Here is a 25,534-nt window from a genome sequence, read left to right as displayed (position 1 = left end):
GATACCATCATGAAGGACGGGGGTATGGCCAGCGGCGCGATCGAGCGTGTCGTCATCGTCGGCGGGGGTACCGCCGGCTGGATGGCGGCGGCGGCGCTCGGTGCCTATCTCGCGGGGACGGGCACCCGCATCACCCTGATCGAAAGCTCGGAGATCGGGACGATCGGCGTCGGCGAGGCGACGATCCCCACCATCCGCCGCTTCTATGCGCAGCTCGGCATGGGCGATGCCGAAGTGATGCGCGCCTGCGAGGCGACCGCCAAGCTCGGCATCCGCTTCGTCGACTGGAAGCCCGGCACCAGCTTCGTCCACCCCTTCGGCCGCTTCGGGCAGGACCTGCGCGGCATCGACTTCCACCATTTCTGGCTGAAAGCACGCGCCGCGGGCCAGGCCGCTCCGCTCGAGGAATATTCGCTGGGCGCGATGCTGGCGCGCGAAGGCCATGCCAGCGTGCCCTTGCCCAATCCGCCGAGCCAGCTTTCGGTGTTCGACTGGGCGCTGCACTTCGACGCCGCGCTGTTCGCCGGCCATATGCGCGCCTATGCCGAGCGCAGCGGCGTCACGCGGATCGACGCGAAGATCACCGACGTGTCGCTGCACGGCGAGACCGGCTTCATCGAGAGCGTGACGCTGGACAGCGGCGAGCAGGTCGCAGGCGACCTTTTCATCGACTGCTCGGGTTTCCGCGGCCTGCTGATCGGCGAGGCGCTGGGCGTCGGCTACCAGGACTGGTCGCACTGGCTGCTCTGCGACGGCGCGTTCGCGGTGCAGAGCGAGCGGGTAGGGGCGCCGCCGAGCTGTACCACGGTCACGGCGCGCAGTTCGGGCTGGCAATGGCGCATTCCGCTGCGAACCCGCGAGGGAAATGGTATCGTGTTCGCGAGCCATTTCCAGAAAGACGAGGATGCGCGGGCCGAGCTGCTCGCCAATGTGCCGGGCAAACCCACCATGGAACCGCGCCGGCTGCGCTTCACGCCAGGCCGCCGCGAAGTCGCCTGGGCGAAGAACTGCGTGTCCCTCGGCCTCGCCTCAGGCTTTCTCGAGCCGCTGGAATCGACGAGCATCGCGCTGATCGAGACGGGCATCGAGCGGCTGAAGAACCTCTTTCCCGACAAGGGTTTCGACCCCGCAGTCATCGCGGAATACAATATCCAGAGCGCCGAGGAGATGGAGCGCGTCCGCGACTTCATCATCCTCCATTATCATCTCAGCACCCGTGAAGGCCCGTTCTGGCAGGCCTGCCGCGAGATGACGCTACCGGACACGCTCAACGCCAAGCTCGACCTGTGGCGCGCGCGCGGCGCCTTCATCCGCTATCGCTGGGAGATGTTCCACCCCGCATCCTGGCTCGCCATCTATGGCGGCTATGAGCATCTGCCCGAGCGGATCGATCCCGGTGTCGCGGCGGTCGATGTGCCCGAGCTTGCCCGCGCGCTGGAGCAGATGCGGGCGGCGGTGGCGCGCACCGTCTCCGACACGCCTACCCATGACGAATTCCTCGCGACGGTCGATGGCGCCGCTGCCGAGCCCCTGAGGACAACTGCATGAACAACCCCGACGCGCTGCGTAAGGTCTGCATCGTCGGCGGGGGCACCGCCGGCTGGATCGCCGCCGCGGTGATGGCGCATCACATGAAGGGCAAGCTCTTCGAGATCGAGCTGGTCGAAAGCGACGATATCGGCACGATCGGGGTGGGCGAGAGCACGATCCCGCCCTTCATGGAGCTGATCGCCAAGCTCGACATCAACGAGCAGGATTTCGTCCGCCAGGTTCAGGCCAGCTTCAAGCTCGGCATCGAGTTCAAGGACTGGTACAAGAAGGGCGAGCGCTATTTCCATCCGTTCGGCGATGTCGGCCAGCGGATCGAGCTCAGCGACTTCTACCAGTGCTGGCGCAAGGCGACGCTCGCCGGGCACGACTTCCCGCTCCAGGACTTCGCGCCGGCCAGCGTGATGGCGCGGGAAGGGCGGTTCATGCTGCCGTTCAAGGCGCAGCGCACGCCGATCGCCGGCGCTTCCTATGCGCTGCATGTCGATGCCAAGCGCGTTGCCCAGTATCTGCGCGGCCATGCCGAGGCGCGCGGCGTGAAGCGCACCGAGGGGATCGTGACCGATGTCGCGCTCGACGATCGCGGCTTCGTCTCGACGCTGACGCTCAAGGACGGGCGCACGGTCGATGCCGACTTCTTCATCGACTGCTCGGGTTTCCGTGCGCTGCTGATCGAGAAGACGCTGGGCACCAAGTTCACCGACTGGTCCAACTATCTTTTCTGCGACCGTGCCATTGCCGCGCAGACCGAGAATGTCGGCCCGCCGCGCCCCTATACGCTCGCCGAGGCGCAGGATGCCGGCTGGCGCTGGCGCATCCCGCTGCAGCACCGGACCGGCAACGGCCATGTCTATTCCTCCGAGTTCATGAGCGACGAAGAAGCGACGCGCATCCTGCTCGACAAGGTGGAGGGCGAGGTGGTCGCCGGGCCGATGGTGGTGCCGTTCCGCACCGGCGTGCGCGAGCAGATCTGGCACAGGAACGTGCTCTCGCTCGGCCTCGCCTCGGGCTTCATCGAGCCGCTGGAGAGCACTGCGATCCACCTGATCTATCGCGGCATGGACTTCTTCTTCCGCTTCCTGCCCGATCGCCACTGCGATCCGGCGCTGGCGGACGAGTATAACCGGCGGATGGTGGCGGACTATGTCGAGATCCGCGACTTCATCGTGCTCCACTATTGCACCAGCGCACGCGACGACACGCCGTTCTGGCGCAAGGTGCGCGACATGGAATGGCCGGACAGCCTGCGGGAGCGCGTCGAGCTGTTCCGCTCCAACGGATCGCTGCGCGAAGGGCTGGACGAGCTGTTCCGCTCGGTCAGCTGGTTCTCGGTGCTCGACGGCATGGGCATCCGCCCGCGCACCTATCACCCGCTGGTCGACCGGATCGACGAGGCCGCGCTCTATGCAGGGCTGACGACGGCGCGCGACCAGCTCGCCGGGTTCGTCCAGCAGCTGCCGACCCAGCAGCAGTTCATCGACGCGCATTGCCGCGCCGAGAAGGTCGACCTCATGCGCCCGGCGACTGCCGCCTGATGCAGAAGAAGCGCGCGATCACGATCAAGGACGTGGCGGCCGAGGCGGGGGTCTCGCTGCAGACGGTGAGCCGCGTCATCAACAAGGGGCCTAACGTCACCGCGGGCGTGCAGGCGCGCGTCCAGCAGGCGATCGACAAGCTGGGTTACGTGCCGAGCCTGGCTGCGCGGCGGCTGGGCGGCTCGCGCTCCTACCTGATCCTCGCCTTCAACGACGAGCGGCCGACGCTCGAGGGCTGGCAGTCGCGGCGCGGCAACGACTGGGTCGACCAGATGCTCTATGGCGGCATGCTCAAATGCGCCGAGCATGGCTATCGCATGTTGTTCGAGCTGGTGGATTCGCATTCGGACCAGCTCGAGGGGCAGGTCCAGGCGGCGCTTTCGGCGCTGCACCCGGACGGGGTGATCCTCACGCCGCCGCACAGCGACGACACAAGGATCACCGACCTGCTCCACCGCAACGGGCTGATCTTCGCCCGGCTGGGCTCGCACCGCGATGCCGAGGGCTTTGCCGTGTACATGGACGACGAGGCGGCGGCGCGGCGGGCGACCGAGCATCTGCTCGATCTCGGCCACACCCGCATCGCCTATGTCCAGGGGCATCCCGAATATGCGATGAGCCCGGACCGGTTGCGCGGCTTCACCAGCGCGATCGAGGCGAGGGGGCTCAAGGTCGATCCCGCCTATCTCCAGCCCGGCGACTTCACCTACGAGGCGGGCGTCGATGCGCTCAATGTGCTGGCGAAGCTTGCGGTGCCGCCCAGCGCGGTGCTGGCGAGCAGCGACGAGATGGCGCTCGGCGTGCTCCACGCTGCCGGGCCGCTGGGACTTTCGGTGCCGGGCGACCTCTCGGTGGTGAGCTTCGACGATACGCCGACGGTGCGGATGAGCGTGCCGGCGCTTACCGCGATCCGCCAGCCGATCGCGGCGATGACCGCGCGGGCGGCGGAGCTGCTGATCCAGGGCAAGGCGCGCGGCGAGGCGGCGAACGATCATCACCTGTTGCCCTTCGATTTCGTCGTCCGTGAATCGACCGCGCCGCCGCGGCGTTGACTTGGTTCCCGCTGGGACCGATGGTCCGCCGCCCATGCATTTCGCTTCCCCCGGCCGCGGCTTCATCCTTCTTTACGCGCTGGCCTATGCGGGCATGTTCGTCAGCTTCATGCCGTTCGTCATGGTGCTGCTGCCGCTGAAGGCGGCGCTGGCGGGCGGGGGGCATGCGGTGCAGCTGCTCAGCGCCGGCGCGCTGGGCGGGGCGGCAGTGGCCAGCGTCACCAACATCCTGTTCGGTGCGCTGAGCGACCGGACGCTGCGCAAGCGGGGCACCAGGCGGCCCTGGGTCGTGGCGGGGCTGGGCGCGCTCAGTGCCTCCTACGGCCTGCTGCTCGTCGCTGCCGATCCGGTGAGCCTGCTGCTCGCGGTCACCTGCATCCAGATCGGCATCAACATGATGTTCGCGCCGGTCGCGGCGGTGATGGCGGACGAGATACCCGATGCGCAGAAGGGCATGGTCGCGGGGCTGATCGGCGTCGCCCACCCGATCGGCGCGCTCGCCGCGGTGCTGATCACGCTGCCGGGGCTTGGCGGGGACGCGGTGCGATACGCGCTGCTGTGCCTGTTGTTCACCGCGCTGACCGCGCCCTTCCTGCTCTTCGCGCGCGAAAGTGCGACGCCGATGCCGGCGCCCCCGGCACCGCAGATCGGGCAGCGCCGCTTCGACTTCATCCTCGCCTGGGCCTCGCGCATCCTGTTCCAGGTCGCGGGCAATGGCCTGGCCACCTATGGATTCTTCTATTTCCTCGCGGTGCTCGACCGGGAAGACATCAGCAAGACCAGCGTCGAGGCCAATCCGATCGTCGCGACGATGACCGGATCGACGATCGTCGCGGTGCTGCTCACCCTTCTGGCGGGCCGGCTCTCGGACCGGATGATGCGCCGCAAGCCCTTCCTCGCCGCGGGGGCGGTGGCGATGACGGCGGGGCTGACGGTGATGGCGTTCGCGAAGGCCTGGGGTGTCGCCGCGATCGGCCATGCGCTGGCGCTGTCGGGGCTGAGCGTGTTCCTGGCGATCCACTCGGCGATCGCGATGCAGCTGCTGCCGTCGCCCGAGCATCGTGGGCGGGACCTTGGCATCCTCAACCTCACCAATACCCTTCCGGCAATGGTCGCGCCGCTGCTGGCGCTGGCGCTCGCGCCCGAGAAAACCGGCTATATGCTGTGGCTACTGATCCTCGCGCTCGGCACGCTGGCGGGCGGCGCGGTGTCGCTCTGCATCCGGACACAGGACTGAAGCTGCGTGAAGGGGGATGCCTCTCCGCCATTTCCATGTGCTCCTGCGAAAGCAGGAGTCCAGGATGACGAAGTACCTGATTACCCTGGGTTCCTGCTTTCGCAGGAACACTGAGTTTTCAACCGATCGGGCGGGCCTTTCGACCCGCCCGATTCGGAACTCAGTGAACCGGCTCGCCCGCGCTCGAATTGCGGTCGACCTTGGCGGTCATGCCGGTGGCGTCGGCATCGTCCTGGGTCTGCTCGTCCGGCGCCAGGTCGGGTGCGGTCGGCGCGGTGTCGGCGGTGGTGGCGTTGGTGGCCGCCGGCGTCTCGACCGGCTGGTCGATCGTGACGTTCGAGAAGCTCTCCGGCTCGCCGATATTGGCGACGACGGTCTCGTTGGTCGTCTCCTCGGGCTTGTTGCCACCGCAGGCGGCGAGCGACAGGCCGGCGACGGCGATCAGCAGAATAGTGCGGGTCTTCATTCCTATTTCCCCTTCTTTCAGCGTGCGGAGACCGCCGCCGCGGTGATCGCGGAGCGCTTCTCGATCTTGGCGGCGAGGTCCTTGTCCCAGCCATAGGGATCGCCGCGGAAGTTCATCGTGCCGTTCGCATTGGCGAAGGCGGTCCAGTAGAGCAGATAGACCGAGACCTGGTCCTGCGGCTGCAGGCTCACCCGGAGCGTGTCGCCCTTGGCGAGCGCGGCGTTGATCTGGTCGGGCTGCCAGTTGGGATCGTTGCGCAGCAGCAGCTGAGCGAGCGGACCCGGCTTCTCCAGGCGGACGCAGCCATGGCTGGCCAGGCGGCTGAAGCTGGCGAAGGTCGACTGCGACGGCGTGTCGTGCAGGTACACGGCATAGTTGTTCGGGAAGTCGAACTTGTAGCGGCCGAGCGCGCTGCGCGGGCCGGGCTGCTGCTGCAGGCGGCGGTTCGCGCCGGTGCCGATGATCTTGTAGCCCTGCGCCTTCAGCGCTGCCTCGCCCTTGGGCCACAGCTCCTTCTGGGCGATGCCGGTCGGCACGTTCCAGGGCGGATTGAGCACGATCGAGTGGATCTTCGACTGGAGCATCGGCGTCTCGTTGCCGGGACGGCCGGTGACTGCCTTCATCGAGGCGATCGGAGCGTCGCCCTCGAACACGGTGAGCACCGCGGCGGCGATGTTGACCTGGATGCGCTTGGCCGGCAGCTCGCTCGGCAGCCAGCGCCAGCGCTCCATGTTCGCCATGATCTGGCCGACCCGGTCCTGCGCCGGCACGTTGAGCGCACCGAGCGTTCCGCTCGAGACCACGCCAGTGGGGTTGAGGCCGTAGCGGCGCTGGGCGCGGACCACGGCTTCCTTCAGATCGGCATCGAACTTGTCGCCGGTGGCGACGACCTGGGAGTCCTCGACCGCCAGCCGCTTGCGCAGCGCCGCGACGCGCGCGCCGCTGGCGCCGGCGGCGAGGTCCGGGCCGGCGGGAAGAGTCTGCCAGCCGCCCTTGGCGACGATCTGGCGATAGGTGGCCAGGCCCTTCTGCAGCGTGTCATAGCCGGCCCAGGGCGGCGGCAGGTCGCGCAGCCAGGCGCCGACGCGGTTCTGCTTCACCGCCTCGGCAAAGGCGGGCAGGGGATCGTAGCCGGTGGGACGCAGGCCCCAGTTCGGATCGAAATCGGCCTCGGCGAGCCGGCCCGAATGGACGGCTCGAGCATAATCGAGCGCGGCGCGGACCAGCGAGTCATTGTCCTTGAAGCTCGGCACCGGATCGCCGACGCGGCGCAGGCCCTGGGCGAAACCGGCCTCGGTGAGGATCGGCGCGAGCTCGGCCGCCTGGGACGGCGTCAGCACCGGCAGCACGACCGGCGCGTTCGGGACGAACGGCGGCACCGGGACTACCTGGAGCGTCGGCGTGGATTGTGGCGCGGGCGCGACCTGTTGCGCGACGACCGGCGCCGCTATGCCGGCAAGCGCCGCAGTCCATATCACCCGACGGGTCAGGCGGCCCGAAAACACATTGTTCACTCGCAAATCTCCCTCACGGCCGCCCCGATACGCCGGGCGACCTGAATCGCCGCCTGCTATTAAGCCAAAGGGGGCGCATGTGGCGAGCGTCGAATTTAGGCGTTTCATCGACATAACTTGACAGTGGCAACGTTGTCGGACCAGTTTCCCTCAAACGCCCGCCGTGGCAAGGAGCGGGCGACGTCCGCAGGGAGAGGTTTCTTGGCATCCACACGTTCCACACAGACGACGCTGGCGTTCGCCGCCGTCACAACCCTGTTCTTTGCCTGGGGTTTCATCACCTCGCTGGTCGACCCGCTGGTCGCCGCGGTGAAGGGCATCTTCACGCTCACCGATTTCCAGGCCCAGGCGAGCGCCTTCGCGTTCTTCTTCGCCTATTTTGTCGTCTCGATTCCCGCCTCTGCGCTAGTTTCGCGGCTGAAGGCGGTGCCTTCGATCCTCGTCGCGCTGGCCACGATGATCGCGGGCTGCCTGATCATGCTGACCGCCGCCAACGCCGCCAACTACTGGCTGGTGCTGCTCGGCCTGTTCACGCTCGCCAGCGGCATCACCATCCTGCAGGTGGCGGCCAATCCGCTCGCCGCGGCGCTGGGTGACCCGAAGGGCAGCCATTTCCGCCTGGTGCTCAGCCAGACCTTCAACTCCTTCGGCACCTTCCTCGGCCCGCTGCTCGGCGCGCACCTGTTCCTGCAGGGCGTCGAAGTGAAGGAAGGCACCGTCATCACGCCGGAGATCCGCGCCCAGGCGCTGCACGGCATCGATTCCGCCTATTTCTGGATCTGCGGCCTGATCGCCGCGCTGGCAGTGTTCTTCTTCCTCAGCCGCCGCGTGGTGACCGAGGCTGCTCCGGCACCGGCTGCCAGCAGCGATGGCCTGTTCGCGGCCTTCTCGTCCAAATGGGCGCTGTTCGGCGGCCTCGCCATCTTCCTCTATGTCGGTGCGGAAGTGTCGATCGGCACGCAGATGGCGCTGTTCCTCAACTCGGATGCGATCTGGGGCCATTCGGACGCGGCCTTCGGCGTGCCGCTGCTCGGCTATGCGATGGGCAGCGATGGCGTGCAGGGGGTCTCGCTGCAGGAAGCCGGCAAGGCGGTCGCCTTCTACTGGCTCGGCGCAATGGTCGGCCGTGCGGTTGGTTCGGTCCTGCTCACCATGGTGAAGGCCCACAAGCTGCTCGCGCTGTTCACCGCGATCGCCGCGGCGATGTGTCTCTATGTCTTCGCGGTGGGCGGCGTGACCGCCGGCTTCGTCGCGCTGTCGATCGGCCTGTTCAACTCGATCATGTTCCCGGTGATCTTCACGCTCACCCTGGAGCGCTCGAGCGCCAGCGCCGAATCGACCTCGGGCCTGCTTTGCACCGCCATCGTCGGCGGCGCGGTCCTGCCGCTGCTGGTCGGTCTGGTCTCGGGTTCGCACGGCTACAGCTTCGCGCTGATCGTTCCGGCGATCTGCTATGTCGCGCTCTGCGTCTTCGCGATCGCTGCCGGCCGCGCGCCGGTGGTAGGTGCCAAGGGTGAGACCGCTTCGATCCACTGATCGGAGAAAGTCGTTCGCTTGCCGCCGGATCCCCGGGTCTCCCCCTCCGGCGGCAAGGAACGAACTGGTGCGCGAACGCTGTCGAACGCGATCCCGACATCCGCGCACAATGCCGGGCCGATCCTCTAAACGGCCCGTTCCGCGATAACTTGCGGGCTTTTCTTGCCGCGCCATCGGGCGCTACTGTTACCGGTATCCGTTCGATGCCGGAGATGCCTGAGATGCCGATCGTCCGCCGTGGGTTCCTTGCCGGTGCCCTGCTGCTCCCCGCCGCCAGCGCCGTCCAGGCCCAGGAGAGCTGGGAGGACAAGCACCAGCGCCAGCTCAAGGAAGACTGGCCCTGGCTCGGCCGCTATGCCGCCGACAATGCGAAGCTGATCGCCTCCGGCCAGAAGGTCGACATCGTCTTCATGGGCGATTCGATCACCGAGGGCTGGCAGAGCAAGCACCCCGGTTTCTTCACCCCCGGCCGCGTGTGCCGCGGGATCGGCGGCCAGACCACGCCGCAGATGGTGTTGCGGATGATCGCCGATGTGATCGCGCTCAAGCCGCGGCTGATCCACATCATGGCCGGCACCAACGACATCGCCGGCAATACCGGCAAGATCACGCTCGATCAGAGCTATGACAATCTTCGCATGATGACCGAGCTGGCCCAGGCGAACGGCATCAAGGTGCTGCTCGGATCGGTGCCACCCGCAGACCATTTCCCCTGGCGTCCGGGCCTGGAGACGGTGCAGCCGATCCGGGCGATCAATGCGTGGCTGAAGGACTATGCCCGCCGCGCCCGCGCGACCCATGTCGACTATACCGGCGTGCTGGCGACCGAGGCAGGCGCGATGAAGCCCGGCCTGGCCTCTGACGGGGTGCATCCCACCGAACAGGGCTATGCCGTGATGGAGAGCGTCCTCGCGCCGGTGCTGAAGGCAAACAAGGCGTGAGGGCGGTCTTTCGTAATTCCCCTCCCTGCAAGGGAGGGGCTAGGGGTGGGTCGTGTCCGGGCGATACTGCTTCCAGGCGCTCGACTGCGCCGTATCGTGGTCATCCACCCACCCCCAACCCCTCCCTTGCAGGGAGGGGAGTTCTGCTCGCGCTTGCGGTTCTGTTCTCGATCACCCACGCTTCCGCGCAACAGCTTCTCACCGCCGCCTCGCCCGATGGCAGCAACCGCATAGCGATCCAGCTGAACGGCTCGGGCACGCCGACCTATGCCGTCTCGCGCGGCGGCAACCTGGTGATCGCGCCGTCGCCGATCCTGCTCGATCTCGACACCGATACGCTCGGCTACAATCTCGCGATCACCGGTTCGGAGACCGCCGTCGCCGATACGCGCTACCCGATCGTCGCGGGCACCGCCGCGGAAGGGCGGGACCATTACAACCAGCTCACCGTCCATTTCCAGGAAAGGGGCGGGGCGAAGCGCAAGCTCGACATCGTGGTGCGCGCCTATGACGACGGGGTGGCGTTCCGCACCGTCGTGCCCGTTCAGCCGCAGACCGCCGCGGCGATCATCCGCTACGAGCGCACCGGCTTCTATTTCCCGCCTACCTACAAATGCTGGGGCTTCAATGTCGGCAAGTTCGGCTCGAGCCATGAGGGCGAGTTCGATGCGGTCGACCTGTCGCATGTGCGTGACCACAATCTCTTCGATCTCCCTTTCGCCTGCGAGACCGGCAAGGCCGCATTCGCGATCACCGAGGCGGATCTGCTCGACTTTGCCGGCATGTACCTGACCGGCCGCGGCGATGGCGGGCCGGGGCTGCAGCTCAAGCTCTCGCCCTCGCTCGACGATTACCGGATCGCGGTGCACACGCGCATCGGCAGTCCGATCGTCACGCCGTGGCGCGTGGTGATGCTCGCCGACCAGCTCGGCAAGCTGAACGAGAGCACCCTGGTCACCAACCTATCCAGCCCGAGCCGGATCGAGGACACCAGCTGGATCAAGCCGGGCCTGACCAGCTGGGACTGGTGGAGCGGCCCCTCGATCGCGGCGCTTCCCGGCCAGCGCAGCACCACTGCGGTCGCCAAGGCGCTGATCGACTTCGCCGCTGCCAATGGCCTGCCATATTCGATGATCGACGAGGGCTGGTATGCCGGCGCCGGCGGGGGCGGGGTGCGCCGTCCTGGCGTCGACATCACCAAATGGGCCGACACGCTCAACCTCCAGGAAGTCGCCGACTATGCCCGGTCGAAGAAGGTGCGGCTCTGGGTGTGGATGCATTGGCAGGCGCTCGACGAGCAGCTGGAGGATGCGCTGACGCTCTACGAGAAGCTCGGCATCGCCGGCATCAAGATCGATTTCATGGACCGCGACGACCAGTGGATGGTCAACTGGTACACCCGCACGCTCGGTGCCGCTGCGCGCCATCACCTGATGGTCGATTTCCACGGCGCCTTCCCGCCGCGCGGGCTCGCCCGCACCTGGCCGAACTTCATGACCCAGGAAGGCGTGATGGGCGCCGAGTACAACAAGTGGAGCAAGCGGGCGACCTCGCGGCACAATGTCATGCTCGCCTTCACCCGCGGGCTGATCGGCCCGATGGATTACACCCCTGGCGGCTTCCGCAACGTGACGCCGGCCGAGTTCCGTATCCGCGGCGATCTTCCCTTCGTCCAGACCAGCCGCGCGCATGGGCTGGCGATGTATGTCGTCTTCCTCTCGCCGATCGGCGCGGTGTCCGACAGTCCGGACACCTATGCCGCGAGCCCTGCCGGGTTCGACTTCATCAAGGCGGTGCCGTCGAGCTGGGACGAGACGCGGTATCTCGCCGGCGAGACCGGCGAGTACATCGTCCTCGCCCGCCGCAAGGGCAGCCGCTGGTATCTCGGCGCGATGAACAGCGAGACCGCGCGCAGGGTGACCGTGCCGCTCGATTTCCTCGGCAAGCGCGGCGCGGCGATGCGGTTGTGGACCGATGGCGCCAGGCCCGACACGCCTATCGTCACCGAGAAGCGGGTCGCCGATGGCGAGACGCTGACGCTCGACCTCGCCGCCGATGGCGGGGCCGCGGCGATATTCGACAAATAGGGGGTTTTAAAACTCATACAATTGATGTTAGCCTCTTCCGAAAGAGGAGAGGGTGATGCGGATCACGCAAAGGGACGTCGGCATTGCCGCGGTCGCGATCTTGTGCGGCTGGGGCGCCAGTGCGCTGGCCCAGCAGCACGAGGTGCTCGGCCCGGCGGTGTGGGACTGGAACAAGCTGGCGGTGAAGAAGACCGATGTCGGCGAGATCCGCGACCTCGTCCGCCAGCCTACCGCGACGCTGTCCGAACTGGAGATGCACGTCACCACGCTCAATCCGGGCCTCGCCTCGCACCCGCCGCACACCCATCCGAACGAGGAGCTGGTGATCATCGATCGCGGCACCGTCGAGACGCTGTCGGGCGGCAAATGGGAACGGCTCGGTCCGGGCTCGGTGATCTTCAACGCTTCCAATTCGCCGCATGCGCAGCGCAATGTGGGCGACACGCCGGCGACCTATCACGTGATCAACTGGAAGACCGCCGCCACGCCGGCCAAGTGACAGGAGAGCACGAGATGGACCGCCGATCGATCCTCGGCATTGCCGGCATTGCCGCGATGCTGCCCCCCGAAGTCCTCGCCCAGTCGCAAAGCTCGGGCAACGCACCCTCGGAAAATGCCGCGCCTGTCGGGCCGGAGCCGGGCGTGACCCACAAGGTGGATTTCGGCGTGATCGGGCTCGATCACGCGCACATCTATTCAATGACCGACGCGATGATTCGCGGCGGTGGCGTGCTGAAGAGCTTCTACGCGGCCGATCCCAAGCAGGTCGACACCTTCCGCAAGCGCTATGGCAACGCCGTGAAGCTCGCGCGGAGCGAGGACGAGATCCTTGGCGACAAGTCGATCAAGCTGATCGTCGGCGCGCCGATCCCCGACCTGCGTGCGCTGCTGGGCGTCCGGGCGATGCGTGCCGGCAAGGACTATCTTGGCGACAAGCCGGCGATCACTTCGCTCGAGCAGCTCGCCGAGGTCCGCAAGGCGGTCGCCGAGACCAAGCGCAAGTTCGCGATCATGTATTCCGAGCGGCTCGAGGTGCGGGCCGCGGTCCATGCCGGCGAGCTCGTGCAGCAGGGCCGGATCGGCAAGGTGATCCAGACGGTCAATCTCGCCCCGCACCGTGTCGGCGCGGGCCGTCCGGACTGGTTCTGGGACAAGGCCCGCTATGGCGGCATTCTCACCGACATCGGCAGCCACCAGGCCGATCAGTTCCTGTTCTATACCGGCTCGAAGACCGCGCATGTCGTCGCCGCGCAGACCGGCAATCTGAAATGGCCGGACAAGCCGGACTTCGAGGATTTCGGCGACATGATGCTGACTGGCGATGGCGGCACCGGCTATGTCCGGGTCGACTGGTTCACGCCCGACGGGTTGCCGACCTGGGGCGATGGCCGGCTCTTCATCCTTGGGACCGAGGGGTACATCGAACTCCGCAAATATGTCGACATCGCGGGACGCCCCGGCGGCAACCACCTGCTGATCTGCGACAAGCAGGGCGTCCGCTATATCGATTGCTCGAAGGTGCATCTGCCCTTCGGCCCGCAATTCATCGCCGATGTCGTCGAGCGGAGCAGCGTGGCGCAGGACCAGGAACAGGCCCTGCTCGCCGCCGAACTGGTGCTCACCGCACAGAAGAGCGCGACGAGGCCGGTCACGGCCTGAACCACAGCACAGAAGAGGAGAGGGGCATGCGGCTTTCCAGACGCCAGACTTTGGGTGCCATTGCGGCGCCGATGATCGTGCCGTCCAGCGTGTTCGGCCAGAACGCTCCCTCCAATCGCGTGGCGATCGGCGCGATCGGGGTGGGGCGGATCAGCCGCGTCCACGACATGAAGGAGATCCACAAGCACGCCGACGCCCAGATCGTCGCAGTGTGCGACGTCGATACCAAGCGGCTCGGTGCCGGCATGCAGCTGGTCGACGACCGCTATGCCGCCAGCACCGGCAAACCCTATTCGGGCACGCGCGGCTATACCGATTATCGCGAGCTGCTCGCGGCGAAGGATATCGATGCGGTGCTGGTCTCAACGCCCGATCACCAGCACGCCCCGCTCGCCGTGCATGCGGTGCAGGCGGGCAAGCATGTCTACCTGCAGAAGCCCGCCTCGCTGACCATCGCCGAAGGGCGTCGCATGGCCGACGAAGTCGCGAAGTCGGGCAGGATTCTCCAGATCGGCTCGCAGCAGCGTGGGCAGGACCCATGGCCGCAATTCCACCGCGCCTGCGAGCTGGTCCGCAACGGCCGGATCGGCAAGCTCAAGCATGTCGAGATCGGCCTGCCCGGCGATCCTTCGGGCCCCGAGGCGCCGCAGATGCCGATCCCGCCCAACCTCAATTATGACGCCTGGCTCGGCACGACGCCGGAGGCCTATTACACCGAGATCCGCGTCCACCCGCAGAACAGCTTCGAGGACCGCCCCGGCTGGCTGCGCATGGAGCAGTTCGGCGCCGGGATGATCACCGGCTGGGGCGCGCATCATGTCGACATCGCCCATTGGGGTATGGACATGGAGCATTCGGGCCCGGTCGAGATCTGGGGCAGCGCGGAGTTTCCCAAGTCCGGCCTGTGGGACGTGCACGGCCCGTTCGAGACGCATGCCCGCTATGCCAATGGCGTGACCATGACGATCTCGGGCGCGCTGCCCAACGGCGTGAAGTTCATCGGCGACAAGGGCTGGGTGTTCGTCCAGCGCACCGGCGCGGTCTCCTCGTCCGACCCTTCCAAGCCCGCCGAGGTGCCGCTCACCGCCAGCGATCCGAAGATCCTCGCCAGCGTGATCGGCCCGAACGAAGTCCAGCTCTACAAGGCGCCCGAGCAGCACCGGAACTGGCTCGACGCGATCCTGAAGGGGGTACCGGTCAGCGCGCCGGCGGAGATCGGCCACCGCGCCTGCTCGACCTGCCTGCTCCACCACATCGCGATGAAGACCGGCCGCCGCCTCAAATGGGATCCCAAGGCCGAGAAGTTCATCGGCGACGATGCCGCCAATGCGATGCTCAGCCGTCCGCAGCGGGCGAAATACGCGATCTGAGAGCCCCCTCCCGTGATCCCGGCCTTCGGGCCGGGGTCACGCTTTGTCTTCCCGCTTCGTCATCCCGGCGAAAGCCGGAATCTCAGGCGAAGGCGCGGGGAAAGAGCCGCACGAGATCCCGGCTTTCTCCGGGATGACGGTTATAATTCCTTGAGTGCCCCGATCAGCCGATCCACTTCCTCGGCGCTATTGTAATGGCACAGACCAACCCGCAGCAGCCCGCCTGCCGCATCGAGCCCGAGCCGCGCGGTAACCTCCACCGCGTAGAAGCTGCCCGACCAGGCGAAGATGCCGTTTTCCGCAAGATGCGCGGCGATATCGTCCGGATGATGCCCCTGTATCGTGAACGAGAAGGTCGGCACCCGGCCTTCCATCGTAGGCGGGCCCCAGAGCTTCAGGCCGGGGATGCTCGCCAGCCCGGCAAGCAACCGCTCACCGAGATGCTCCTCGTAGCGGACACAGCCCTGCATCGCCGCGACCAGCCTGCCGCGCCTGCCATCGGCCTGCGGATCGAGCTGCGCCCCGAGCCAATCGAGATATTCGATCGTGCCGAGCACCGCCGCCTGGCCCTCGAACGACGGCGTTCCCGTCTCGAAGCGATGCGCCCCGTGATTGCCCGCCGGGCGGACCCGATAGGCCTCGACGCGCTCGACCGTCTCGGCGCGGGCCCAGAGCACGCCCTGGTGCGGGCCGAAGAACTTGTAGGGCGAGCAGGCGAGGAAGTCGGCGCCCAGCGCTTCGACGTCGGTGACGATGTGCGGCACCGATTGCACCGCATCGACAAACACCAGCGCGTCGGAATGCGCACGGACGATCTTCACCGCCTCGGCCACCGGGTTGATCGTGCCGAGCGCGTTGCTTGCCATGCCAAGCGCCACCAGCCGGGTCCGCGGCTGGAGCAGCGCTTTCAGCTCCTCGAGCTTCCAGCGGCCGGTCTCGGGATCGAAATCGAGCCAGCGCACCGTCATCCCCTTGTCGCGCGCCGCCTGGAGCCAGGGCGAGACATTGGCGTCATGATCGAGCCGGGTGCAGATCAGTTCGTCGCCCTCGGCCCATTCCCGCGCCAGCGCGCGGGACAAGGCGAAGGTGAGCGAGGTCATGTTCGGGCCGAAGGCGATTTCGTCCGGCCTGCCGCCGAGCAGCTCGGCCATCGCGGCGTGCGCCTGATCGCTGATCGCATCGGTCTCAATCGAGGTGACGAAGGCGCCGCCCGAATTGGCCGTGCCGTCGCGCAGGTGCAGCACCATGCGCGCGATCGCGCTTTCGCAGATCTGGGTGCCGCCGGGCGCGTCGAAATAGACGTGGCCGGAGCGGAGTGCCGGGAATTGCGCGCGCACGGCTTCGATTGGAAAGTCCATTGCGCTGGCATAGAGCGAGCGCGGCAACCGCAAAAGAGGAGGACGTCATGATCCGCACCGGAGTGATCGGCTATGGGCTGGGCGGTCTCGCCTTTCACGCGCCGCTGGTCGATGCGGTTCCTGAGCTGGAGCTGGCCGCCATCGCCACCTCGCGTGCGGCGGACGTCCATGCGCGCTACCCCGATGTCGCGGTGGTCACGCCCGACGCACTGCTCGCCGATCCCTCGATCGAGCTGGTCGTGGTCACTACCCCCAACGACACGCATGTGCCCCTGGCGCGCCGCGCGCTGGAGGCGGGCAAGCATGTCGTGATCGACAAGCCCTTCGCCACCAATGTTCCCGACGGCGAGGGCCTGATCGCGCTGGCGAAGGAGAAGGGCAGGCTGGTCAGCGCCTTCCACAATCGCCGCTGGGACGGCGATTTCCTCACCGTGCGCAAGCTGGTGGAGGCGGGGACGCTGGGCGAGATCATGCTCGCCGAGCTGCGCTGGGACCGGTTCCGCCCCGCGCTCGCCCAGGCGTGGAAGGAAGACCCCGATGCGGGCGCCGGCATCCTCGCCGATCTCGGCCCGCACCTGATCGACCAGGCGCTGCAGCTGTTCGGCACGCCGGAGGCGCTCTATGCCGACATCGCCGTGCAGCGCGAAGGTGGGCGCACCGACGATTATTTCGAGATCACGCTCTTCTATGGCGAGCGCCGGGTCACGCTCTCCGCCGGCCGGCTGTTCGTCACCCCGCGCCCGCGCTTCTGGCTGCACGGCACCCTGGCGGACTTCGCCAAGCACGGCCTCGACCCGCAGGAGCCGCGCGTGAAGGACGGTGCGCGCTACACCGATCCCGGCGTCGGCGACGAGGAACCGCAGTTCCACGGCACGCTTACCCGCGCCGATGGCAGCAGCGAGACCGTGCCGACCGAGACCGGCGACTATCGCGGCTTCTATGCGGGCATCGCGAAGGCGATTGCCACGGGAGCCCTCGCGCCGGTGACGGGCGAGGACGCGGTGCTCGGCCTGCGCATCGCGGAGCTGGCGCGGCAGAGTGCGCGAGAAGGGCGGCGGCTCAGCCTCTAGCCCCGAACCGTCATCCCGGCCTCAATCCGTCATCCCGACGAAAGTCGGGATCTCAGGCGAAGGCGCAGGGAAGGAGCCGCACGAGATCCCGGCTTTCGCCGGGATGACGAGTTGTGGCGGGGACGACGACTTACTTCGAATGCCGCCTCCGGTTACGGCCGCCACCCCACCGCGATCGTCCGCGCCTGCACCGCAACCGGCACCGTCGCGACGATATCCGTCGCCGAGGTCCCCAGCAGCACCTGCACCGTGCCGCTAGCGACCTTCCAGCTGTTGCTCGCCCCGTCGAACGTCGCGAGCAGGCGCGGATCGACCTTCAGCGTCACCGTCTTCGCCTCGCCCGGCGCCAGCTCGACCTTGGCGAAGCCGCCCAGCCGCTTCGGCGCTTCCCAGCCCGCGCCGGATACATAGAGCTGAGGCACGTCCTTGCCCTGCAGCTTGCCGGTGTTGCGGATCGTGAAGCTCGCCGTGATCGTGCCGTCCGCAGCCTGCGCCTTCAGGTCCGAATAGGCGAAGCTGGTATAGCTCAGGCCGTGGCCGAACGGGAAAGCCGGGGTCAGCTTGCGCGCGTCGTACCATTTGTACCCGACGGTCGCGCCTTCGCTGTAGGTGGTGTCGCCCTTGTTCGGGGTCGAGGGCTTGGCGAGCTGGTCGAGGCTGGCCGGGAAGGTCGCGGGCAGGTGGCCGGAGGGATTCACCTTGCCGAACAGCAGGTTGGCGATCGCGCTGCCGCCCTGGGTACCCGGATACCAGGCTGCGAGGATGCCGGCGACCTGGCCGCGCCACGGCGTCAGCACCGGGCCGCCCGTCTCGAGCACCACCACCGTCTTCGGATTGGCCTTGGCGACCGCGGCGATCAGCTTGTCCTGGTCGTCGTCGAGGCTGAGCGCCACGTCGAACGCCTCGCCGGCCCATTGCGTGCCGAACACGATCGCCACGTTCGCGTCCTTCGCCGCCCTGGCCGCGCTGCCCGCATTGCCGCCATCGACGAACACCACTTCCGCGTTCGGCGCCTGCGCCTTGATCGCGGCGAGCGGCGCATCGGGATAATACATCACCGGCCCCGGCCAGGTCGTCGGCTTGAGCCCGGGGACCGCATTGCCCGCCACCGGATAGACCAGCGACGAGCCGCTGCCCGCCAGCACGCCCTTGTCGGCGCGCCCGCCGATCACGACGATCTTCTTCACGTCGGGCGAGAGCGGCAGGATCGCGCCCTTGTTCTGCAGCAGCACCGCGCCGCCTTCGGCATCCTTGCGCGTCACTTCGGCGCTGGCCGCCAGCAGCTCGGGCGAGAGGTCCATCGGCGCTTCGATCACCGGCTGGTCGAACAGGCCGTTGTCGAACATCGCATGCAGGATCGCGCCCGCCATCGCGTCGAGCCGCTCCTTCGAGACCGCGCCCTTCGTCACCGCATCCTTAAGCGGCGCGCCGAAATAGGGTTCCTTGTCGAACGGGAAGCCCGAATCCTGGTCGAGCCCGGCATTGGCCGCCGGCGCGGTCGAATGGGTCGCGCCCCAGTCCGACATCACATAGCCCTTGTACCCCCAGTCGCGGCGCAGCACGTCGTTGAGCAGCCAGCCATTCTCGCAGGCATGGGTGCCGTTCACCCGGTTGTAGCTGCACATCACCGAACCGGGATCGCCCCGCTCGATCGCGAACTGGAAGGCGAGCAGGTCGCTCATCCGCGCCGCCACCGGATCGATGATCGAGTTGCCGGTGTCGCGGTCGGTCTCCTGATCGTTGATCGCGTAATGCTTCACGGTCGAGATGATGTGGTTCGACTGGATACCGGCGATCTGCGCGCCCACCATCGTGCCGGCGAGCAGCGGATCCTCGCCGCCATATTCGAAGTTCCGCCCGTTGCGCGGCTCGCGCATCAGGTTGACGCCGCCGGCGAGCATCACGTTGAAGCCAGAGGCGCGCGCCTCGTTGCCGATCATCGCGCCGCCGGCATGGGCGAGGTCGACATCCCAGCTCGCCGTGGTGGCGAGGCCGGAGGGCAGGGCGGTACGGCCGCGCTTCCTGGGGGCACCGCCCTGGGTGGCGACGCCGACGCCGGCATCGGTCTGCCACTGCGCCGGGATGCCCAGCCGCGGGATGCCGGGAATATAGCCGGCCGAGCCCGGCCGCGCCTCGGCGGGTGCCTTGTAGCCGTTCTTGGGCGCGAAATCGGTGCCGAAATAACCGAAGACCAGGACGAGCTTCTCGTCCTCGGTCATCTGGGCGAGGACCGCCTTCACCCGCGCATCGGCGGAGAGCTTGGCGTCCATCCAGGGGCGTGGCTGCTCCTGCGCGGTGGCCGGTGCCGCGGCGGCGAGCGCGATGCCCAATGCGATGATCGAATCCGCAAGGGCGTGGCGGCGCAGCTTCATGATTCCCTCTCCCGCGATTTTTGTCAGCGTTGTCGGGAAGGGTATACAGGTCAAGCCTTGGTAACGCTATCACCGAGATGGTCGTAGAACACCGACTACACCGTCATCCCCGCGAAGGCGGGGATGACGAGGAGTTTAAGGCAAGTTCGCCTTCAGCTCCTCGATCCACGGCCGCGCCACGCCGTCCGAGGGCGCGCGCCAGTCGCCGCGCGGGCTCACTGCGCCGCCGGCCGAGACCTTCGGCCCGTTGGGCAGCGCCGAGCGCTTGAACTGGCTGGTCTGGAAGAAGCGGAACAGGAATTCCTCCAGCCATTTCGCGATCGTCGTCAGGTCGTACTGGTGGCGCGCATCCTCGGGGAAGCCGATCGGCCATTGCCCGGCGGTGGCGTCCTTCCAGGCATGCCAGGCGAGGAAGGCGATCTTCGAGGGCCTGAGGCCATGCCGGATCGTATAGTGGAGGAAGAAGTCGTGCAGCTCGTACGGCCCGATCCGGTCCTGCGTGCTCTGCATCTTGCCGTCGGCATCGGCGGGCACCAGCTCGGGCGAGATCTCGGTGTCGAGGATGCTGGTCAGCACGCTCGCCGCCTTGCCGGTGAACTGGCCGGTCTGCACGGTCCAGCGGATCAGATACTGGATCAGCGTCTTGGGCACGCCGGCATTGATGCCGTAGTGGCTCATATGGTCGCCGACGCCGTACGTGCACCAGCCGAGCGCCAGCTCGCTCAGGTCGCCGGTGCCGAGCACGAAGCCCTGGCGCTGGTTGGCGAGGCGGAACAGGTAATCGGTGCGCAGGCCCGCCTGGACGTTCTCGAAAGTCACGTCATAGACCGGCTCGCCCCTGGCGAAGGGGTGGTCGATCCCCTCGAGCATCGTCCGTGCGGCAGGGCGGATGTCGATCTCGGCGCCGGTCACCCCCAGCGCGTCCATCAGCGCCCAGGCGTTCGACTTGGTGCCCTCGCTGGTCGCGAAGCCGGGCATGGTGAAGCCCAGGATGTCGGTGCGCGGTCGGCCGAGCCGGTCCATCGCCCTGGCGGCGACGATCAGGGCATGGGTAGAGTCCAGGCCGCCCGAGACGCCGATGACGATATGTTTGGCGCCGGTGGACTCGAGCCGCTTGCGCAGTCCCTCCACCTGGATGTTGAACGCTTCGTAGCAATCCTCTTCCAGCTTGGACGGGGTATTGGGCACGAAGGGGAAGCGGCGCAGCTTCCGAAGCAGGCCCTTGTCGGCATAGTCGGGCCGGTGCTGGAAGGTAACCCGGCGGAAGCGCGTCTCGGGATCGCCATTGGCGGCGGCGCAGTCGTTGAACGTGCCCATCCGCATCCGCTCGAGCCGCAACCGCTCGAGATCGATGTCGGCGCACACCACTTCGGTGGTCAGTTCGAATCGCTCGGTAGTGGCGAGGCATTCGCCCAGTTCGTGGATCATGCCCTGGCCATCCCAGGCGAGATCGGTAGTGCTCTCGCCGGGTCCGGAGGCGGAATAGACATAGGCGGCCACGGCGCGCGCCGATTGCGCCGCGCACAGCATCGCCCGCTCGCGCGCCTTGCCCACCACGATGTTCGAGGCGGAGAGGTTGCACAGCACCAGCGCGCCGGCCAGTCCGCCCTCGGTCGAGGGGGGCAGGGGTGCCCAGTAGTCCTCGCAGATCTCGGCGTGGAAGACGAAGTCGGGCAGCTCCTCGGCGGCGAAGATCAGGTCGGTGCCGAAGGGCACGGTCTGCCCCGCCACCTCGATCTCCAGCCCGGCCAGCCCTGCGCCGAGCGCGAACCAGCGCTTCTCATAATATTCGCGGTAATTGGGCAGATAGCTCTTGGGTACCACGCCCAGGATGCGGCCGCGCGAGATCGCCACCGCGGTATTGTACAGTCGCCCGCTGCGCCGCAGCGCCGCGCCGACCAGCAGGACGGGCTTCAGCTCGGCGCTGGCCGCGACGATCGCCGCGATGCCCGCCTCGGTCGCCTCGCATATCGTGTCCTGCAGGTGCAGGTCGTCGATCGCGTAGGAAGTGATGCTGAGCTCGGGATAGACGAGCAGGTCGGCGCCCATCGCGTCGCCCTGCCGGGCCAGCGCGATCGCCGCCTCGGCATTGCGCACCGGATCGCCAACCGTCATCGCCGGAGTGCAGACGCCCGCGCGGATCATGCCTTGGCGGTGGATCGAATAAAAGGGGTGGGATTGGGCCATCGTCTCCGTCTTGCAGCGACATGTTTCGATCTGTTGCATCCCCTAGTCGCTCGGCTCGCCTTGTGCCAACCCCGCGCAGGCTTTACCCGCACGTCATGCTCCACTGGATCCGCCGCCAGTTCGACGCGCATCCGGTGCGCACGGTCATGGCCGTTTTCGTCGCGTACACGATCTTCAAGATCAACCTGAAGTTCTTCGCACCGGCCGGGCCGTGGTGGCGCGGCTGGCACGATCAGGGCCAGTATCTGAAGTCGGCCAAGGCATTCCTGCATTTCGACCTGAACCCCGACCAGCATTGGTATCCGCTGCTCTACCCACTCGCCGGCGCTCCCTTTGCCTGGGCGCCGACGCCGTTCGTGCCGATCAACCTGCTGTGCTATGCGGGCGCCTTCTGGGGCTTCTACCGCGTCTGCGCGCGCTTCGGGGTGGGGAGCCTTGCCGCGGGCCTGCTCTTCCTGGCGGCGACGATCGGGGACCTGCGCATCTCCAAATTCTGGCTCGAGCCCTGGACGACGACCATGTCGGCCGCCTTCATCTGGCTGGCCTTTGCCGAGGCCGCCGACATGATGTTCGGCCAGCGCCGCCGACCCTGGCTGCTCGGCGCGCTGCTGATGGCGATCGCGCTGGTCCGTCCGGCGGACGTGGTGGTGAGCGCGGTGATCGGCGGCTTCGCGCTCTGGCGCCCGGTGCTGATCGAGAAGCGCTGGGGTGACCTGTTCAAGGGCCTGGGCGGGGCAGGGGCCGCGCTAGCGCCCTATGCCTTGCTCTATCTCGCCATCTATGGCGCGCGCCTGACCGACTATACCGTGCTGTCGGGCGACTACGGCTTCGCCTTTGCCGACCTCGGCTGGAAGGCGAGCATTCTGCTCGTCGATCCCTCGCCCTGGTTCCCGGGCGAGACCGGGTTGCTGCGCGAGCTGCCCTGGCTGCTCACCGGTGTGGCCGGGCTGATCCTCGGCGTGATGCGCCTGCAGGGGCCGGCGCGCTGGCTGACGCTCTGCATGGCGCTGGTCGCGCTGATCTACACCACGATGATGCTGGCCTATGTCGATCTGGTGCCCAGCGGCATGTGGCGCTTCTTCAACGCGCACTACTTCAAGTGGCTGTTCCCGATGGCGGCGCTGTTCACCTGGCTGCTGGTCACCTGGCGCGACCTGCGCGGGCTGGTGGTCGTCGCGGCGCTGGTGCTGCTCGCCAGCTTCCGCATCGTGCCGCGCCCCGCCGAGCCGCAGGAGCCGGCCAAGGCGCTTACCTTCGTCGCGCCTGACATACGCTGGCAGGACATCTATTTCGCCCGCTCGACGATCGTCGATGCGAAGGGCGCCCAGCGCAGCCCGGCGGATTACCACCAGCTGCCGATCGGCGACCGGGTGACCGCGATCGCCTTCAAGCGCCCGTTCGAGGGCGACGCGCGCTGGTATGGCGTAACGCCGCCCGGTATGGCGACCTGGCCCAAGGCCAGCGGGCAGGAGGACGTGGTGCTGCCGGGCAGCTGGCCGCAAAAGCCGATCGCGCGCTACGCGACGAAGCTGACCTTCGGCTATCCCTGCTGGGCGCCGCCCTTCCCGTGCGGGACCGGGCCGGGGCCGGGGCTGCCGAAGAACTAGGCGGGATCGTCATCCAACATCGAGAGCGGCGGCGACTCGCCAAAGTACACGAAGTACAGCCCGAGAGCGGGTTTTGGGGCGGCCTATTTTCCCTGATTTCCCGGTATCGCCGCGCATCTCGCAATATCCTTGCGCCGGGCCGATCCTATCTTTCCTACAAAGCAAAGAGCGGCCGGGACTCGGGTCCCGACCGCTCCAGCGAAACATGCGAAATCCTACATCGCAACCGGGACAGGATCGTCCCGGGGGATGCGCTCAGACCTTGGCGGCGTAGATCATCCGGCCCGGGCCGAGGCGCTCGAACAGCTTGGCCAGCTGGTTCTCACCCACCGCAAAGCAGCCCTGGCTGCGGCCGAGCTTGCCGTGCCGGGCGATCATGTCCTCGTTCGCATACCAGGCCGAGTGGACCACGATCGCGCGGTCGAGCGCGTTGTTGTTGGTCGGATCGAGCCCGAGCAGGCGCTGCGAGTCGCCATGCTTGCCGACATAATAGTCGGCAGTCAGGAACGCGCCTTCGCAGGTCGCTTCCGAATTCACTTCGTTCGAGAAGCGCTGGAGCATGCCGCTATGGTTCGGATCCGAGCCGATGCCGTGCGCGACGAGGAAGCGCTCGACCTGGCCGGTGCCGAGGTTGACGACGTGGAAGCGCTGGTTGTTCGACGAGGTGGCGAAGTCGGCGATCGCGATCCGGTCGTGCGACGGGATGCGCATCGAATGGCGGTTGAGCGCCGCCAGCGCCTTCTTGAACAGCTCGGGCCGGATGCCGTTGGGGACGCCGGGCACCTTGGGCGCGGCAGCCAGTTCGGGCGCCTTGGGAATCGCGGGAACAGGAGCGGGGACCGGCATCGGCGCCGGTGCCATCGCGGTGCTGATCGTACGCGAGGCGCAGGCAGAAACCACCGCGCCACTCGCCATCACCATCGCAGCCTTCAGCAAGGCGCGACGCGTCTGAATCGTATCGAGGCTATCCATCACTATCCAAAGAACCCGCTGCTTTACCCCTTGGGGGAATCTATATCAGACAGATGGTAAGCGCGGCGCTTAACATCCGTCCCAAGTTGCGCGACTCGCCGCAACGCATGCCCGGTTCGCCGAAGGCCCGCCGAAATCCGGAACATTGCCAGCGATTTGCGCACCCGAAATATGTCCGATTCGGCAGCGGCACGAAATTAGGTTAATTTCGTTAAGGAATCGCCCTGAGCCGTCCCGGCTCGCGGATTCGGAGAGCTGTTTGATGCGTTCCGGCGTCCTTGCCGTTTTTCTCCTGGCCAGTGCCACGATCCTTCCCGCCATTCCCGCAACCGCGCAGGTCGCCGCATCGGACACGATGCAGGTGGCGCCCTCGTCGCTGCGCAATGGGCAATGGGCCTGGTATGAGGAGCCCCAGCTGATCAAGGCGAGCACGAACGACTGGGATCCGGTCTCGATCGTGGTCAGCATCCCGGACCAGCGCGCCTATGTCTATCGCGGCGGCCATCTGGTCGGCGCCAGCACCGTGTCGACCGGATCGGACGGGCACGAGACGCCGGTGGGCGCCTTCACCATCCTCCAGAAGAAGGTCTTCCACCGCTCGAATCTCTATTCGAACGCACCGATGCCGTTCATGCAGCGGCTGACCTGGGACGGGATCGCGCTCCATGCCGGCCGGCTGCCGGGCTATCCCGCCTCGCACGGCTGCATCCGCTTCCCCGCGGCCTTTGCCAAGCAGCTCTATGCGCTGACCGAGCTCGGCGGCGATGTGATGGTCACCGACGAGCCGGTGCTCGATCCCGTGCGCGCGGTGCCGCCGACGCCGCTGCTGATGGCCGATGCGCGCAACCTGGGCGGCGAGGCGTTCAACATGGTCACCATGCCGGGCACCGCCCCGCGCCTGCGGATCCAGCCGGCGAGCTGGACGACCGGGCCGACCCGCGAGATCGTCCAGCCGCTGCCGCGTCGCGGCTCGAAATAAATTCTGTAATGCGCGCGACGCTTTGGATCGGCTAAGCGCGATTC

General features: G+C 67.2%; 19 protein-coding genes. 13 read left to right on the top strand and 6 right to left on the bottom strand.

Going from position 1 to position 25,534, the window contains the following annotated elements; translation table 11 throughout:
* The first annotated feature begins 9 nt into the window (after positions 1-9).
* The 4 genes from ACEN8G_RS11190 to ACEN8G_RS11175 are packed head-to-tail and all read left to right on the top strand — an operon-like array spanning position 10 to position 5,372.
* Positions 10-1,548 (top strand): tryptophan halogenase family protein, encoded by a 1,539-nt coding sequence (locus ACEN8G_RS11190; RefSeq protein ID WP_413414455.1) that lies wholly within the window; start codon positions 10-12, stop codon positions 1,546-1,548.
* Complete coding sequence (locus ACEN8G_RS11185; protein ID WP_413414454.1) at positions 1,545-3,083, top strand: tryptophan halogenase family protein; 1,539 nt, start codon at positions 1,545-1,547, stop codon at positions 3,081-3,083. Before ACEN8G_RS11190 ends, ACEN8G_RS11185 begins: the two co-directional genes overlap by 4 nt.
* Positions 3,083-4,135: a LacI family DNA-binding transcriptional regulator gene (locus ACEN8G_RS11180; RefSeq protein ID WP_413414453.1), complete on the top strand. Its 1,053-nt coding sequence runs from the start codon at positions 3,083-3,085 to the stop codon at positions 4,133-4,135. Before ACEN8G_RS11185 ends, ACEN8G_RS11180 begins: the two co-directional genes overlap by 1 nt.
* A gap of 34 nt (positions 4,136-4,169) precedes the next feature.
* Positions 4,170-5,372, top strand: coding sequence for an MFS transporter (locus tag ACEN8G_RS11175; RefSeq protein WP_413414452.1), 1,203 nt, complete (start codon positions 4,170-4,172; stop codon positions 5,370-5,372).
* A gap of 160 nt (positions 5,373-5,532) precedes the next feature.
* Here the strand turns inward: ACEN8G_RS11175 and ACEN8G_RS11170 are convergent, their stop codons facing one another.
* Entirely contained in the window at positions 5,533-5,838 is a 306-nt protein-coding gene (locus ACEN8G_RS11170; protein ID WP_307119524.1) for a hypothetical protein, read from the bottom strand.
* Between the two features lie 17 nt (positions 5,839-5,855).
* Entirely contained in the window at positions 5,856-7,343 is a 1,488-nt protein-coding gene (locus ACEN8G_RS11165; protein WP_413414485.1) for a L,D-transpeptidase family protein, read from the bottom strand.
* A 210-nt stretch (positions 7,344-7,553) separates the two neighbouring features.
* Between ACEN8G_RS11165 and ACEN8G_RS11160 the strand changes: the two genes are divergently transcribed.
* The 6 genes from ACEN8G_RS11160 to ACEN8G_RS11135 all read left to right on the top strand — a co-directional run bounded on the left by ACEN8G_RS11160 (position 7,554) and on the right by ACEN8G_RS11135 (position 14,945).
* A complete protein-coding gene (locus ACEN8G_RS11160; RefSeq protein WP_413414451.1) occupies positions 7,554-8,888 on the top strand; it encodes an MFS transporter in 1,335 nt (444 codons plus the stop codon).
* 203 nt (positions 8,889-9,091) lie between these two features.
* Entirely contained in the window at positions 9,092-9,829 is a 738-nt protein-coding gene (locus tag ACEN8G_RS11155) for a GDSL-type esterase/lipase family protein (protein WP_413414450.1), read from the top strand.
* Positions 9,830-9,972: 143 nt separating this feature from the next.
* The gene (locus ACEN8G_RS11150; RefSeq protein WP_413740796.1) at positions 9,973-11,916 is read left to right on the top strand and encodes a glycoside hydrolase family 97 protein; all 1,944 of its coding nucleotides are present in this window, start codon (positions 9,973-9,975) and stop codon (positions 11,914-11,916) included.
* Between the two features lie 55 nt (positions 11,917-11,971).
* A complete protein-coding gene (locus ACEN8G_RS11145) occupies positions 11,972-12,415 on the top strand; it encodes a cupin domain-containing protein (RefSeq protein WP_413415601.1) in 444 nt (147 codons plus the stop codon).
* A gap of 14 nt (positions 12,416-12,429) precedes the next feature.
* Positions 12,430-13,575: a Gfo/Idh/MocA family protein gene (locus tag ACEN8G_RS11140; protein WP_413415602.1), complete on the top strand. Its 1,146-nt coding sequence runs from the start codon at positions 12,430-12,432 to the stop codon at positions 13,573-13,575.
* A gap of 26 nt (positions 13,576-13,601) precedes the next feature.
* Positions 13,602-14,945, top strand: a complete 1,344-nt coding sequence (locus ACEN8G_RS11135; RefSeq protein WP_413415604.1) for a Gfo/Idh/MocA family protein — start codon at positions 13,602-13,604, stop codon at positions 14,943-14,945.
* A gap of 140 nt (positions 14,946-15,085) precedes the next feature.
* Here ACEN8G_RS11135 and ACEN8G_RS11130 read toward each other — a convergent pair whose 3' ends face one another.
* On the bottom strand, positions 15,086-16,303 hold the full coding sequence (locus ACEN8G_RS11130) for a cysteine desulfurase-like protein (protein ID WP_413415605.1): 1,218 nt from the start codon (positions 16,301-16,303) through the stop codon (positions 15,086-15,088).
* Positions 16,304-16,350: 47 nt separating this feature from the next.
* Here ACEN8G_RS11130 and ACEN8G_RS11125 point away from each other — a divergent pair, with 47 nt between their 5' ends.
* Positions 16,351-17,373, top strand: a complete 1,023-nt coding sequence (locus tag ACEN8G_RS11125; protein WP_413415606.1) for an oxidoreductase — start codon at positions 16,351-16,353, stop codon at positions 17,371-17,373.
* A 152-nt stretch (positions 17,374-17,525) separates the two neighbouring features.
* Here ACEN8G_RS11125 and ACEN8G_RS11120 read toward each other — a convergent pair whose 3' ends face one another.
* A complete protein-coding gene (locus tag ACEN8G_RS11120; RefSeq protein ID WP_413415607.1) occupies positions 17,526-19,745 on the bottom strand; it encodes a beta-glucosidase in 2,220 nt (739 codons plus the stop codon).
* Positions 19,746-19,880: 135 nt separating this feature from the next.
* The gene (locus tag ACEN8G_RS11115; protein ID WP_413415608.1) at positions 19,881-21,932 is read right to left on the bottom strand and encodes an NAD(+) synthase; all 2,052 of its coding nucleotides are present in this window, start codon (positions 21,930-21,932) and stop codon (positions 19,881-19,883) included.
* Between the two features lie 95 nt (positions 21,933-22,027).
* On the opposite strand from ACEN8G_RS11115, the gene ACEN8G_RS11110 reads away from it, so the two are divergent.
* Positions 22,028-23,539 carry a hypothetical protein gene (locus ACEN8G_RS11110; protein ID WP_413415609.1) on the top strand — a complete coding sequence of 504 codons (1,512 nt, stop codon included), beginning with the start codon at positions 22,028-22,030 and terminating at the stop codon, positions 23,537-23,539.
* Between the two features lie 255 nt (positions 23,540-23,794).
* Here ACEN8G_RS11110 and ACEN8G_RS11105 read toward each other — a convergent pair whose 3' ends face one another.
* Positions 23,795-24,511, bottom strand: a complete 717-nt coding sequence (locus ACEN8G_RS11105; RefSeq protein WP_413415611.1) for a murein L,D-transpeptidase catalytic domain family protein — start codon at positions 24,509-24,511, stop codon at positions 23,795-23,797.
* 262 nt (positions 24,512-24,773) lie between these two features.
* On the opposite strand from ACEN8G_RS11105, the gene ACEN8G_RS11100 reads away from it, so the two are divergent.
* Complete coding sequence (locus ACEN8G_RS11100) at positions 24,774-25,490, top strand: L,D-transpeptidase family protein (protein ID WP_413415612.1); 717 nt, start codon at positions 24,774-24,776, stop codon at positions 25,488-25,490.
* Positions 25,491-25,534 lie beyond the last annotated feature (44 nt).

This window comes from Sphingomonas sp. Sphisp66 (genome assembly GCF_047324325.1).
In the GTDB taxonomy this organism is placed as follows: Bacteria; Pseudomonadota; Alphaproteobacteria; order Sphingomonadales; family Sphingomonadaceae; genus Sphingomonas.
This window is presented reverse-complemented; position numbering and strand designations above follow the sequence as displayed.

Coding starts and splice junctions, on each gene's coding strand:
- ACEN8G_RS11190 (WP_413414455.1), top strand. CDS start 10: ATGAAGGACGGGGGTATGGCCAGCGGCGCGATCGAGCGTGTCGTCATC.
- ACEN8G_RS11185 (WP_413414454.1), top strand. CDS start 1,545: ATGAACAACCCCGACGCGCTGCGTAAGGTCTGCATCGTCGGCGGGGGC.
- ACEN8G_RS11180 (WP_413414453.1), top strand. CDS start 3,083: ATGCAGAAGAAGCGCGCGATCACGATCAAGGACGTGGCGGCCGAGGCG.
- ACEN8G_RS11175 (WP_413414452.1), top strand. CDS start 4,170: ATGCATTTCGCTTCCCCCGGCCGCGGCTTCATCCTTCTTTACGCGCTG.
- ACEN8G_RS11170 (WP_307119524.1), bottom strand. CDS start 5,838: ATGAAGACCCGCACTATTCTGCTGATCGCCGTCGCCGGCCTGTCGCTC.
- ACEN8G_RS11155 (WP_413414450.1), top strand. CDS start 9,092: ATGCCGGAGATGCCTGAGATGCCGATCGTCCGCCGTGGGTTCCTTGCC.
- ACEN8G_RS11145 (WP_413415601.1), top strand. CDS start 11,972: ATGCGGATCACGCAAAGGGACGTCGGCATTGCCGCGGTCGCGATCTTG.
- ACEN8G_RS11140 (WP_413415602.1), top strand. CDS start 12,430: ATGGACCGCCGATCGATCCTCGGCATTGCCGGCATTGCCGCGATGCTG.
- ACEN8G_RS11135 (WP_413415604.1), top strand. CDS start 13,602: ATGCGGCTTTCCAGACGCCAGACTTTGGGTGCCATTGCGGCGCCGATG.
- ACEN8G_RS11130 (WP_413415605.1), bottom strand. CDS start 16,303: ATGGACTTTCCAATCGAAGCCGTGCGCGCGCAATTCCCGGCACTCCGC.
- ACEN8G_RS11125 (WP_413415606.1), top strand. CDS start 16,351: ATGATCCGCACCGGAGTGATCGGCTATGGGCTGGGCGGTCTCGCCTTT.
- ACEN8G_RS11120 (WP_413415607.1), bottom strand. CDS start 19,745: ATGAAGCTGCGCCGCCACGCCCTTGCGGATTCGATCATCGCATTGGGC.
- ACEN8G_RS11115 (WP_413415608.1), bottom strand. CDS start 21,932: ATGGCCCAATCCCACCCCTTTTATTCGATCCACCGCCAAGGCATGATC.
- ACEN8G_RS11110 (WP_413415609.1), top strand. CDS start 22,028: ATGCTCCACTGGATCCGCCGCCAGTTCGACGCGCATCCGGTGCGCACG.
- ACEN8G_RS11105 (WP_413415611.1), bottom strand. CDS start 24,511: ATGGATAGCCTCGATACGATTCAGACGCGTCGCGCCTTGCTGAAGGCT.
- ACEN8G_RS11100 (WP_413415612.1), top strand. CDS start 24,774: ATGCGTTCCGGCGTCCTTGCCGTTTTTCTCCTGGCCAGTGCCACGATC.